Below are 12,709 nucleotides of genomic sequence, written 5' to 3' on the forward strand. Positions count from 1 at the left end.
ACGATCATATCCCTTACGAGTAGAGCAGGAGGTAGGCTCATGGCAGAACTGACAATGGAAGCGGGAACCCGAAGCAGGAAGATGAGCTCGTTGAATACGGGCTGGTTGTTCGCCCTGGGAAATTACGCAGGCGCCCAGCAGCCGGATTTTAAAGATCAGGAGTGGCGTAAGCTGCAGGTTCCGCATGACTGGAGCATCGAGCAGCAGGTGGATCCCGCCATGGCATTCGGTGGCATGCAGGCTTATCTGCCGCGATGGAACGTGGGATGGTACAGAAAGCACTTCCATATCAAGTCGTCATCCAACAAGGAGCGCGTCTATATTCAGTTTGATGGGGTTCATCATAACAGCGAAGTATGGATCAACGGTCATTTCGCCGGAAAACGGCCATACGGATATGTCAGCTTCCAATACGATCTGACCCCTTATATCAAGTGGGATCAAGACAATGTGATCGCGGTCAAGGTGGACAATACGCCGATGCCATCCGACCGGTGGTATTCGGGCTCAGGTATTTACCGCAACGTATGGATGATTCGGACGGATGAGCTGCATGTTGCAGCGTGGGGAACTTTCATAACAACACCGGAGATCCATCCGGATAAAGCAACGGTCCAGGCGCAAATCCGGGTTAACCATCATGGCGAAGAGCCTGCGGATTGTACGGTTATTACCGAATTCGTGGACAGCAGGGGTGTAGTCTTGGGGAAATGTGAGTCTCCGGTGACCGTATCTCCTTCCGAGGAGGTTACGGTCGATCAGGAAACGGTGATCCCCTCTCCGCATTTGTGGTCGCCGGACCAGCCGGACATGTATTATGCCCGGACAACGATTGTTCGGGATGGATCTGAAACCGATGAATATATAACGCCGTTTGGCATCCGTGAAGTCGTTCTGGACCCGAACCGGGGCCTCATTCTCAACGGGGTGCCTTTGAAGCTGAAGGGCGTGTGCATCCACCACGATCTGGGCTGCCTGGGTGCAGCCTACAATAATCAGGCCATGAAGCGCAGGCTGGAGAGGCTGAAGGAAATGGGCTGCAATGCGATTCGCTTTGCCCATAACCCGATGGCTCCGGAGCTGCTTGATCTATGCGACCGCATGGGCTTTCTGGTCATTGATGAAGCGTTCGACAAGTGGAAATCGCTGTATTATGAGCACCTGTATGATGATTGGTGGGAGAAGGATCTGGAGGCGATGCTGATCCGGGACCGGAACCATCCGAGCATTTTCCTGTGGAGCGTCGGCAATGAGGTCGAAAACCAGGGACAGCCATCCATGCTGGTTATGCTGAAGCAGCTTACCGACTACTGCCGCAAGCTGGATCCAACACGCCCTGTCACCTGCGCGCTCGAACCGCATAACGTGCCGATCAGCCTGCGCGAAGGCCCGATTGAAGACAAGGTCCTGCATACGAAAAAGATGGCGGAGCTGGTCGATATTCTGGGGCTTAATTATCAGGAGCAGTGGTATGAGCATTACCGGGAAGCGATGCCGGATACGCTGATCGTCGGCACTGAGACGTTCCCCTACTACCGGGGGGAAGGCAACCGCGTAAAGGGCTACCTTCCGGTCAATCCTTGGTTTGATGTCGAGAAGCATGACTATGTTATCGGGCAATTCGTCTGGGCCGGGATTGATTATCTGGGAGAGGCTTCATACCCGTACAAAGGCTGGGCATCCGGACTGATCGATACCTGCGGCTTCCGCAAACCGATTTCTTATTTGCAGCAAAGTTTCTGGTCGGAAGAGCCGATGGTTCATATCGCCGTGTTCGATCCGGCACAAGAGGATGCCGGCGCGCAGTGGACGCTGCATTGGAAATCACCTGGGCTCGCGAGCCACTGGACCTTTCCCGAGCAGGCGGGCAGATTGATGAGGCTTGTTACGTTCACCAATTGCGAGAGCGTGGAGCTGATCATGAACAACGAATCGTACGGCGTGCGGAAGCTGACGGATTACCCGAACCGCCTCATGGAATGGCATGTGCCCTACCATGCCGGCACCATTCGTGCGGTCGGCCGTAACGGCGATGCGATAGTATCCGAGTATGAGATGAAAACGGCAGGGGCGCCGCATCGGATCGTGCTGGACACCGACCGCTCCCTGCTGAGGGCGGACGCCCGTGATATCGCACATATCGAAGTCAGCGTCGTGGATGAGCAGGGGATCGTCGTTCCGAATTCGGACTTCGAGTTAAGCTTCGACATTCAAGGTAAAGGTGAGATCATTGGCGCTGATAACGGGGATCTGCGCGACCACGAGCCCTATAAGAGCAGCCGCAGGGAAACCCGCGGGGGCCGATGCCTCCTAGTCGTTCAGGCGGGACTGGAGGCCGGCGAAGTGGTGATCCGCGCAGCTGGGGACGGTTTGGCAGAGGGTGAACTGCGGATTAAGGTGGAAGAATAGGCCTATGAAAAGGGCAGCAAAGGACGATGAAATTCGTTCTTTGCTGCCCGTTATTCTGTTAAACCGGTCTCATCGCCGTTTCACCGGTTCGGGCAGATTTCCGTAGCAGCCGCAGCTCGGAAAATTTTAGGGATACGCTCGACACAGTATGGGTTTTGAAGAAATCCATAGTATTGCGGATGCTTATGTATATGGCTGGGGGATCCCGGTTGCGGTACACTATTCCATTATAAATTAAGGTATCGGGAAGGATACTTTTTTTGATTGGGATCTGGTAAGATTGTGCAGTGCAGCCCGATTATGTATATGTATCCGGCGATTCGGCAATATGTTGATTCCCCGAGAAGTGACCGAAAGGATACCCTATTGCCATGATAGGTAACCTGAAAGAGAATAGGCCGGAATCCGTTTTTTTTGCCATCAAGATGTCAATGGTCTTGCTGAATGGGTGAGCCTGTTTTGGACCCGCAAGCATGGGGAAGTGGGCAGTGACATATATGTTAAAGTCCGAATCATAGCATATGCCGAATAGCTTATCCAAGAGCTTGGATATTGTAAAAAAGGAGGGGAATAGAAGGTCAGAAAGTAAGTGTAATACTTTTGCGAACATGGCATGGAGGTCTGTGATTCTGGCACGGAGGTGGATGGGTTAGCACCCAACCCATGAAAATAATATACATACTCATGTTTGTTTCTTTATGGTCTTTAGGCCTGTTTTTTTTGGCCAACCGCACCCGCTCGACGGTATGGATCGGCTTGACTATACTGCTTGGCGGATCTGCCAGCTTCGCATTTGCGTTGCATCTGTCTATCATCCCCTACATTCCAGCCGATTGGTTATCCCCCGGGCTGAGTTACTTTCTTTATTGGCTTACGGTAGCCGCCATGCATATTTATTTTTACGTCCTGCCGTACGTTTACTGTATGGGAGGGTTATGGCTGAATGAGAGCGTTACCGGTTTTGTTAAAAAGGTGCTGACGCTCGCGCTGCTGCCTGGTCCATGGCTGCTGATGGCGGACCATTGGGCCCATGAACCTTGGAATCAGTTTGAAGTCGCCCGTTTTCGCTGGTGGGACGGACTCTATATCGCCGCCGGTAGCTTTGGCTACATCTTTGCCTATTTTAAGGAGAAGAGCGAAGCGGCGAGACGCAGACAGTGGCGGATCTTCGTGCTGCCGCTGGCAATGCTGTGGGCGTATACAAGCGATTACATCGGTTTCGAACGTCTGGAGCTGGGCTGGTGGTCGTTTCGCCTGGACAGCAACGGAATGTGGGAGGCTAACTTTATCATGATCTTGGGGACGGTGGGGTTTATTATTTTTTATATCGCGAGATCCGGGTTTCTCGGCATCAAGCTGCGAATCGAACGGGAGCGCATTGACTATTCCATCCGGACGCTGACCATGGGCGTCTCCATCCTGAACCATTCCATCAAGAACGAAATCCAGAAAATCGATTATTTGGCCGAGAAAAGCCGGGTTCAGCTGGAATCGGGACAATCGGATAAGGCGGCGCATACGATCGCACAGGTTCATGGCTTAACCGCCCATTTACTGCACATGGTCAACCGGATCAAGGATAAAGCGGAGGACGTCGTCCTGCATGAGGGGGAGCACGATATCCGGCAGCTGATCGATTCCGTCGTCGCGTCCGCCGGCTCGCTGATCGAGCGCCGTCCGGCCACGATAACCTCGCGTTACGACGCAGAAGGGCGGCTATACTGCGATTCGGTTCACGTCGCGGAGACGCTATCCAACCTGATCCGCAACGCGCTTGACGCGCTGCCTGCCTCCGGCGGAGGTATTGAACTCCATACGGCTTCCACCAGACAGGAGTTCCGGATTACCGTACAGGATAACGGCGCAGGCATTCCTCCCGAACATCTGGCCAAAATATTCGAGCCGTTCTTTACGACAAAAAAACATGCTCTGAACTATGGACTGGGTCTGTCCTATTGCACCAGCGTCATGTCCAAACACGGCGGGAGGTTATCCGTTGCCGCAAGCGAACCCGGGAAGGGCACGACGATCGTCCTGCATTTTCCTTACGCCAGGTTCAAGCCATTGGCGCCTGCATTCAAACGGCAAGCGGATTCCCGGACGCTTGACCAGGTCAATCCATTTTGAAATGGGTCAGTTTGTTTTTGATGCTGCGCAGCTGGGACTTGATCGTATTCGTCGATTTGTGCAGCTTCTCGGAAATTTCCCGCTTGCTTAATCCGTTCTTCCTCAGATCAAACACTTCTCTCTCCATGGGCGTCAGCTCCATGAGCTGAACCTCGCTCCGCATGATCCGGGCGGCATCGGAATGGATCGCTGCCCGGCCATGATGCGCTTCCCTAATCGCGTGAACGATATCCTGATAACTCGATTTATTAATATAATTCAGCGCGCCGAGCCTGAAAGATTTCATGACGACTTCCGCTTCCGTAATGGAGGTGAGCATGATGATCTTCACGGGCTCATTTCCGGGCAGGCGCAAAATAAGCTCGGCCGCTTCCAGCCCGTCCAGGTTGTTGCCGGTCAGATTGATGTCCATCAGGACGACGTCGATCCTTGATTTTGCAGCGGTCTCGACAGCCTCTTCTTTGGTTGCGCAGGCGGCAATCATCTCAATATCAGGCTCATCGGACAAATCGCTGCTGATGTGATCCCGCCAAAAAGGATCGTCCTCGACCAGCATCACTCGAATCCGCTCCATTTCAAACCCCCTTACAGAAGATTACAGTTGCATAAAGTATAGCAGAACCTACGAGTCCGCAGGAGGATGAATTCTTCTCACCCCCAGGTGAAGAAAGTTCATCCTGTTCGTCATGCGCTCCTTCCGCCTATAATCCGAAATGCAGCGGGTCGGAGAACCCGTGCAGAAGCTGACTGAAGGAAGTGGGGAACAGATGATTTGATAATGGAATTATGCTCGGTAAAGGATACACTGCTCTATGCTTTGTGTCCGGTCCGGCCCGGAAGAGGTGAAAACATGTGTCGGTAAGCGACAGCATCAACCGAATGTCGGCGCTGATTCTGGCCAAATTTCCGGGAGCGGGGATCCACCGGTATCAGGAGCCTGCCGCAGCATCGCCGGGCGATTTTACCGTTTTGTTCAAACAGGAAACGAGGAAAGCGGTGAACCGGGACCACACGCTGGTCGATCGGGAGTATGTGATCCAGGGGTTTGGCCGTGATGCGGAGCAGGCGGTACAGGCAATGGAAGCCTTAAGCAAGTTTTTGATGAATGAATATCCTGCCGCTCCCCCGGAAGCTGGACCATCCCAGTTTAGAATCGACACGATGACGCTGACCGCGCCCGAAAAGCTGGATAACGGGGTGTTTCGATGCCCTGGAACGATACAAATCCAGTCACGGGAAACTGTGGCCGGCCCGATGTTCGAGAAAGTAAGACACGTCGAAGTACGCACAAACAATTTATAGGAAGGTGGCATGTAGAAAATGGGTGGAGCATGGGATCCGATCAGTTTACCGGTAAGGCCGGGACTGTACATTAACTTTGTGGAGGCGGCTGCCGCACAAATCAAAGGAGGGGCTCGCGGAACGGTCGCCCTTCCGTTGTTCCAATATGCAGGAGCCGAAGCGGGTAAATTTTACACGATTGAGAAAGAGGCTGAAGCCATTCAGCTGTTCGGTGCGGAAGCGGTGGGCCCCATCCGGCTGATTTTGCAGGGTGGTGCCAAAGAAGTATTGGTATATACGGTGCCTCCGGTAGAGGGCAACGTCACGCCGGCTGTATACACATCCATTCGGGACGTCTTTGGATCACGGCCGTTTAACGTATTTGTGTATCCGGATGAAGTTCCTGCCGAAGAGCGCAAAGCCACCCAGCTGTGGTGTAAGGACAACCGTGAAGACGAAGGCAAGCATTTTATGACCGTGTTCGGCGGGTCACTCGAAGATGATCTGGATCCGGCTGTGGGAAACAAGCGCAGCACGGACCTCGCCGACGAATACGCGGTGAACTTGATTACGGGCGTAGAGATTGGCGGAACAGCGTACAGCTCGGCCCGCTATGCCCCATACATTGCCGGACTGATCGCCGGAACAGGCATCAACAAATCGATAACATATACGCCGGTCATGGCGGCGGATGTCGTTAAACGCCTTAAAAACAGCGAAATCAATGCGTCACTGCAGAAGGGTTCGCTCGTTCTTGTCCACGACGGGGAGAAAGTAAAGGTCGAGCAGGGGCTCGTAACAGGCAAGAAAAAGATCCGGGCCATGCGCGCACGCCAGGCGATTTCGACCGATATTCCGAAAGCGGCGGCGGAGGCTTATATCGGCAGGCTCGATAATAACGCGGACGGTCAGGCTGCGCTAATCTCCGCCGTGAAAGCCTATCTGGAACGACTGGAACTGAACAACGTGCTGACCGATATCGTCGTTACCCTGGATCCGGACCGCAAGTCTGAAGGAGACAGCGTATTTCTTCTGATCGGCTTTACGGAAATTGACAGTATGGAGCGGATATTCTTAACGATTAAGGTGTAGACAACGATAAATGCCTAATATAACTGGGAGGGATTATTGTGCTGGATTCGACCCGCGTAATTAACGGGACTTATGGATATGTGTACCATGATGGAACCTGGCTGACCAACATCAAATCAGCCGAGGCAAACGTCGAAATTACGAAGGAAGAGATTAAAAGGGCAGGAACCCGCTGGACAGCGCACAAGGTGACCGGACTTAGCGGAACAGGTACCATTTCCGGTTACAAGGTGACTTCCGAGTTCGTCGAACGGATTGGCAAGATCGCTGATGACAGCCAAGGCACGTTCATTACCGAGCTGATTCTGAAGCTGGAGGATCCCGAATCATATGGAGCATACCGTGTTCGGCTCAAAGGCGTGACATTCGATAAAATCCCGCTGATGCATTTTGAAGTCGGAGCCATCGTGGAGGAGGAGCTTCCCTTTAATTTCACAGGCTATGAGCTTCTAGACAAAATAACGGCTGAGTAAAACCTGCTCGGAATGCGGTGGAGACACGAAGCCGGAAGGGACCTGGCGAAGAAGGCGGGCAAAACTACGCCGCAGGGCTCTCGGCTTCACCCGCTGCGGAAACATATACAACGACGATATATAAAGGAGATGTATGAACCATGACGATAACGGATAACCGACAAATCAGTGTGCTGCAGGCGCTGCTCAGCGCGGACAGCAAGCCGAAGCGCGACATCCCGATGAAAAGGCTCGGGGTGGACTTCCAAATCCAGGCGCTGGACGGGAAAACGATCCATAAAATCCAGGAACAATGCACGCATTATACCGGCAAAGGAGCAAAACGGGAAAAAGTACTCGACGAGGAACAGTTCGGCGCCCTGGTGATTCAACGGGCCTGTCTAATCCCGGACTGGAGCGCCAGAGAGCTTATCGACAAATACGGGTCGCCAACGGAAGCCATTTTGGGAGTACTGCTGGCCGGCGAGATTGCAAAGCTGTCCTCCGAAATTCTGGAGATCAGCGGTTTTGACAGTGACGAAGACGAAATAAAAAACTGATTAAGGCGGGCGGCGAGGCTTTTCTGCTGCATCTGATCTTTCAGCGGCATCATCTTCCGCCTGACGTGGTATTCAACAAGGATGAAGGGACGAAGCGGTTTATGTATGCTTCGATGATGCTGCAGCTGGAGGAAGAGGAGAAGATACGGCGAGAAGAAGCGAGGGCTGCCCGCAGAAAAACGCCGTAGGACCTTAGACGGTCTACACGGCAGGCAGGGAGGTGAGGAAGATTGGCTTCGTCTTCGAACAACAACGGAGGCGGCGTTCAGATATCGGGTAAAAGCATGAACAGCCTCAAGCAATATAACAAAATGATGAAACAGCTGCAGGCGACGACGATCAGCCTGGAGCAGTTTAACGGAATCGCCCAAATGAGCGAGGAAATGTGGAAGGCAGGCGATTTGAGCGCTCAGGTCACGAGGCAGCTGTTTGCGGTCAAAATGGCGGCCGGCGACGCGGTCACGACGGTGACGAAAGGGGTCTCCGGAGCGGCCTCGACGATCTACAGCGGAATTTCCGGGGCATTCTCGAAAATTGGCCAGGGTGTGTCCGAGGGAATCTCGGTTGGTGCCAGGACGGCAGCCAAACCGTTTGCTGCGGTCTGGAGTAAGGTAAAAGCGATGAAAGCAGCAGCCGACCAGAAGGAAGCGGATGAAGATGCCGCTGCGGAAAGGGCGAATTATTTGTACGGCACGCCGATTCCGAAGAAGAAAGGGATCAAGCGGCTGCAGAAGATTGTCGGATCAAGCCCGATCCAGGATTCGGAGAAGCAGATGAAGATGCTCTCTACGGTCACGGGTACAGCCAGCAGCATGCTCGGTGCGCTAAAAGACAAATCTTTCGAAGCAGCCAAGGTGTTCAGTACCGCCATGGGCACGCTGCGCGCTTCCTCAGGTGCGGGGCCCGGTCAAATCCAGGGGCTGACGGAATCGCTGAAGAAAGTCGGCGGTCAGGTGCCGCAGAACCTGAACGAGGTCGCAAAAGTGATGGGAACCCTCAGCGGAAAGGCAAAAATGTCGGGCTCTCAGTTGGAGGCTATGTCCAAAGCGGTGCTTGACGCCTCCAGGTTAGCCGGTGCGGGCAGCGGGGAAGCGGCGGAATCGGCAGCCAAAGTGATGGACATTTGGGGCAAAAAAGCGAACGAGGGAACCGGAATGATGGACCAGTTCTACGCGGCCAGCCGAGCAAGCGGCGTGGGAATGGGCGACTTAATGAAAAACATGACCCAGATCGGTGCACCGCTCCAGTCGATGGGCCTCGGATTTGAACAGTCGATGGCTCTTCTCGCCCAGTGGCAGGCCCAAGGCCTTACTCCCATACAGGATGCTTTGAAGAAGGATCTCCCCAACGGGGGGATTGCGAAGATCGCGAGCGACATCAAGGATGCCGCGACAGCGGCGGATGCGGCTAGCATCGCCACCAAATATTTCGGCGAAAAGGCCAGTTCCGGGTTGGTCACGGCCCTCCGGAGCGGGCAAGTCGAGTTTGCGGGTGTTATTGCCGCAATGAATTCGGCCAATGGAGCTATCCAACAGCAATCCGGTCAGGTGAAGACGTTCGGTGATCAATGGGATCAACTTCAGAACCGGATTACGATTGCCCTGGCCCCGCTCGGGGAGGCGCTTCTTCCATTTGGTGAAGCGATGGCTTCCGTGATCGAAGTACTTGCCAGAGATTCGGACATCGTGCTGGCCACCATCGGTTCGATGGCAGCTCTGCTTCTCGGCGTGTTCGCCCCTGCATTGTGGGCTTCGGCAGTGGCCGGGTGGGCATTAGTCGCGCCGTTCCTGCCGATCATCGCTGCGGTCCTGCTCGTCGGCGCTGCCGTCGCGGGGCTAGCGTACCTGTTCAAATACCATATGGATGCGATCATGGAGTCCGTCACAAAAGTAGCCAATGCCATCGGGTCGTTTTTTGGTTTTGGAGATGAGGAGAAAAAAGTCTCCATTGATGTAAACCGGAAAAGCGCGGGGCAGATCACCGCAAACGGCGGACCTGTTCCGGGACATTATCACGGTATGGATTATGTGCCATATGACGGAATGATCGCTAGGCTTCATAAAGGGGAACGAATTATGACGGCCAGCGACAACCGTGAATTTACCGGCGGATCTGCCGGAAGCGGGTCGATATCTATCACAGGCAACACTTTTCATGTTCGCCAGGAGTCGGACATCGATGCGATTGCGCGGGCGCTTGCCAGGGAAATCAAAGCGGCAGGAGGTTTGATGGCGTAATGGCCTCATTGGAATTTTGGCTGAAAACGATGGATGAGACGGAATGGCTGCAGCTGCCTGTAAATCCTGAGCAAATATCGGTCAAAACCTCGCATGGTTATGAGGATGTCCAGGTCACGCAGCTGGGGGAATATACGGTCATCGGTGAGGCACTGCTTAAAGAATATTCGCTTGCCTCCTTCTTTCCACGCGATTACCACCCTGGGTTCTGCGAGTACGAAGATATTCGGGATCCTTGGGAAACGGTGGAGATGATCGAGAAATGGATCAAAAGCCGGCGCTCTGTACGGCTGGATATTACGGGGACGAAAATCAAAGGGCTGGTTACCATCCGTTCCTTCCAGTACACGGAACGGGCAGGTAATCCAGGGGACGTTTTTTACGAGCTGGAGTTAAAAGAGTATGCCGAAGTCCGGTTCCGTCAGGTTGAAACCACCGGTTCGGGTAAAGCAACGATCATTTCTGGAGAACAGCGTCCAGATGCCAGAGTCAGACCCGCAGCGTATGTTGTGGTTCCCGGCGATACCCTGTGGAAAATATCCCAAAGAACGCTGGGAAACGGGGATCGGTGGAGAGAGGTTTATGCGGCAAATGAAACGGTCATTGGAAAAAATCCAAACCGGATTGTCCCAGGCCAGAAGCTGGTGATTCCATCATGAGCTGGAGCGTGGAGTACCAAGATGATCAACAGAACGTTCATTTGGACCCGATCGTCAAATCGGTCAGCTGGTCCGGCGATATTAAGCAGGCTGCCCGCAAGCTGGTTGTGGAGCTGTCCAACACCGGTGATCAGCGGGAGATATACATGACCTATAAGAAGGGCGGCGAGCTTCGCCTGATCTGGGATGAGAAGCTGGAATTGTTCCGGGGTGTGCTGTTTGCGGATCAGCTTAACTCTAAAGGACAGATGACGCTGACAGCGTATGATGAGAACATTTACCTGACCAAAAGCAAGGATACCAAAATATTTCGGAACATGACCGCTTCCTCTGTGATCAAGAAACTGTGCGGCGAATTTTCAATTTCTACCGGTGAAATCCAGGATACCGGTTATGTAATCCCTAAGCTCGTGTTCCGCGACAAAACGTTGTTTGAGATGATGGTCATGTCGCTGACCGAGTCCCAGAAGCAAAACGGGGAGTGGTATCATCTGACTTCACGGGAGGGCAAACTCCAGCTGCTTGCCCGTAAAGAGCAGTCGGTCAAATGGGTGCTGGAAAACGGGGTAAATGTGCTGGACGCGAGTTATTCCCAATCCATCGAAGACACAAAGACCCAAATTAAAGTGGCTGGAGGGGATGCAGCCAAAAAAGAAATATCGGCAGCAGCCAAGGATGGGGAATTAATACGGAGGTTCGGTGTCATGCAGCACTTGGAAAAGCCCGAACAAAGTATGACCAAATCCCAAATGGAGCAGCGGGCGAAGCAGCTCCTTGCCGATTTGGGCACCATTGAGGATCAGGCACGGATCGATTGTCTTGGTATCCCTGAGGTCATTTCGGGTTCCTGCGTATATGTAAAGGAAAGCGTCACCGGCATCCTGGGAGGCTATTACGTATCTGCGGACGATCATCGGTTCGAACGGGGCAACCATACGATGTCGCTCACGCTGTCGGCGACGGACGACATCCCCAGGATGGAATACAAGGAAGCGAAGGGAGGCTAAACGATGGAACGAATCGAAGGATCGGGAGCCAGCCAGCTTGTGCAGCTGATTCGTGCGATCGGATACAATTCCGATATGTCCATTGAACTTGCGACCGTGACGGCTGCGCCTCCCGAGCTCAAAATCAAAGTCGATCACATGAATGTCGAGCTGGAAAAAGATGATCTCATCGTGGCCCAGTCTCTAACCAAATATAAGCGAAAAGTGAATCTGAAGAGTGAAAGCAAGACGAAAGTGTCCGCAACGAACATGAATCCGGAGGTGCCTCCTTTCAACTTCGATCCTGGCGCCGTGTTTGTGGGCCAAGGCAAGATATCGTTTACCGGAATAAATGTGTCGTCCGCCGATTTCTCCACCGAGGAAGCCGAGCTGGAATTTATCGACGAACTGGAGGAAGGCGACCGCGTGGTCGTGGCAGGGATACAGCAAGGACAAATTTATATTATTTTGGACCGGGCGGTGATGTACTGATGGCACTATCACCATTGCGCAACCGCGAGGAGCGATTTGTTGAAGTAAAGCATCTCTCCGCACCGTCGCGGACGTATAGCCTTGATTTTGATACAGGAGAGGTCGGAGGGCGGATCATCGACGGGCAGGAGGCGCTTCGACAATGGATCCGGAAGGCCATTCTCACGGCCAGGTACCGATATCTTATTTACGACAGTCAGTACGGCTGCGAGCTTGAAAGTTTGCTGGGCCAGGATATTTCCCATCAGCTGCTGAAGAGCGAAATTACGAGAGTAATTACCGAGGCGATTTTGGCGGATGACCGCGTCACATCGGTGGAGCAGTTTGCCATCGTGCGTGACGGTGACCGGTTGTTTGTGACATTTACCGTATGGACCAGTGAAGGGATCTTAGAACAAGAGGTGACGATCTGAT

The 12,709-nt window shown here is 53.3% G+C and carries 12 protein-coding genes; 11 read left to right on the forward strand and 1 reads right to left on the reverse strand.

Translation table 11 applies throughout. The features are described from left to right. The first annotated feature begins 39 nt into the window (after positions 1-39). Positions 40-2,409, forward strand: a complete 2,370-nt coding sequence (locus tag MKY74_RS18925) for a glycoside hydrolase family 2 TIM barrel-domain containing protein (RefSeq protein WP_076166473.1) — start codon at positions 40-42, stop codon at positions 2,407-2,409. Positions 2,410-3,129: 720 nt separating this feature from the next. After that, positions 3,130-4,536 carry a sensor histidine kinase gene (locus MKY74_RS18930; protein WP_167372828.1) on the forward strand — a complete coding sequence of 469 codons (1,407 nt, stop codon included), beginning with the start codon at positions 3,130-3,132 and terminating at the stop codon, positions 4,534-4,536. Here the strand turns inward: MKY74_RS18930 and MKY74_RS18935 are convergent. After that, positions 4,523-5,110, reverse strand: coding sequence for a response regulator transcription factor (locus tag MKY74_RS18935; protein ID WP_076166459.1), 588 nt, complete (start codon positions 5,108-5,110; stop codon positions 4,523-4,525). The genes MKY74_RS18930 and MKY74_RS18935 overlap by 14 nt on opposite strands. Positions 5,111-5,388: 278 nt before the next feature. Here MKY74_RS18935 and MKY74_RS18940 point away from each other — a divergent pair, with 278 nt between their 5' ends. The 9 genes from MKY74_RS18940 to MKY74_RS18980 all read left to right on the forward strand — a co-directional run bounded on the left by MKY74_RS18940 (position 5,389) and on the right by MKY74_RS18980 (position 12,708). Next, positions 5,389-5,838 carry a hypothetical protein gene (locus MKY74_RS18940; protein WP_076166454.1) on the forward strand — a complete coding sequence of 150 codons (450 nt, stop codon included), beginning with the start codon at positions 5,389-5,391 and terminating at the stop codon, positions 5,836-5,838. An 18-nt stretch (positions 5,839-5,856) separates the two neighbouring features. Beyond that, the gene (locus MKY74_RS18945; protein WP_076166449.1) at positions 5,857-6,909 is read left to right on the forward strand and encodes a phage tail sheath subtilisin-like domain-containing protein; all 1,053 of its coding nucleotides are present in this window, start codon (positions 5,857-5,859) and stop codon (positions 6,907-6,909) included. 38 nt (positions 6,910-6,947) lie between these two features. Continuing rightward, positions 6,948-7,382, forward strand: a complete 435-nt coding sequence (locus MKY74_RS18950; RefSeq protein ID WP_306433663.1) for a phage tail tube protein — start codon at positions 6,948-6,950, stop codon at positions 7,380-7,382. Positions 7,383-7,522: 140 nt separating this feature from the next. Next, complete coding sequence (locus MKY74_RS18955) at positions 7,523-7,921, forward strand: phage tail assembly chaperone (protein ID WP_084203702.1); 399 nt, start codon at positions 7,523-7,525, stop codon at positions 7,919-7,921. A 230-nt stretch (positions 7,922-8,151) separates the two neighbouring features. Continuing rightward, entirely contained in the window at positions 8,152-10,158 is a 2,007-nt protein-coding gene (locus tag MKY74_RS18960) for a phage tail tape measure protein (RefSeq protein ID WP_076166438.1), read from the forward strand. Then, positions 10,158-10,817, forward strand: coding sequence for a LysM peptidoglycan-binding domain-containing protein (locus tag MKY74_RS18965; RefSeq protein WP_076166436.1), 660 nt, complete (start codon positions 10,158-10,160; stop codon positions 10,815-10,817). The genes MKY74_RS18960 and MKY74_RS18965 overlap by 1 nt, the downstream gene beginning before the upstream one ends. Continuing rightward, positions 10,814-11,824, forward strand: a complete 1,011-nt coding sequence (locus MKY74_RS18970) for an XkdQ/YqbQ family protein (protein ID WP_076166433.1) — start codon at positions 10,814-10,816, stop codon at positions 11,822-11,824. Before MKY74_RS18965 ends, MKY74_RS18970 begins: the two co-directional genes overlap by 4 nt. A 3-nt stretch (positions 11,825-11,827) precedes the next feature. Further along, the gene (locus MKY74_RS18975; protein WP_076166430.1) at positions 11,828-12,295 is read left to right on the forward strand and encodes a DUF2577 family protein; all 468 of its coding nucleotides are present in this window, start codon (positions 11,828-11,830) and stop codon (positions 12,293-12,295) included. Continuing rightward, positions 12,295-12,708, forward strand: a complete 414-nt coding sequence (locus tag MKY74_RS18980; RefSeq protein ID WP_076166426.1) for a DUF2634 domain-containing protein — start codon at positions 12,295-12,297, stop codon at positions 12,706-12,708. Before MKY74_RS18975 ends, MKY74_RS18980 begins: the two co-directional genes overlap by 1 nt. Position 12,709: the final 1 nt, after the last annotated feature.

Origin of the sequence: Paenibacillus sp. FSL R5-0378, assembly GCF_038009285.1 — a bacterium.
Taxonomy (GTDB): Bacteria; Bacillota; Bacilli; order Paenibacillales; family Paenibacillaceae; genus Paenibacillus_AQ; species Paenibacillus_AQ favisporus.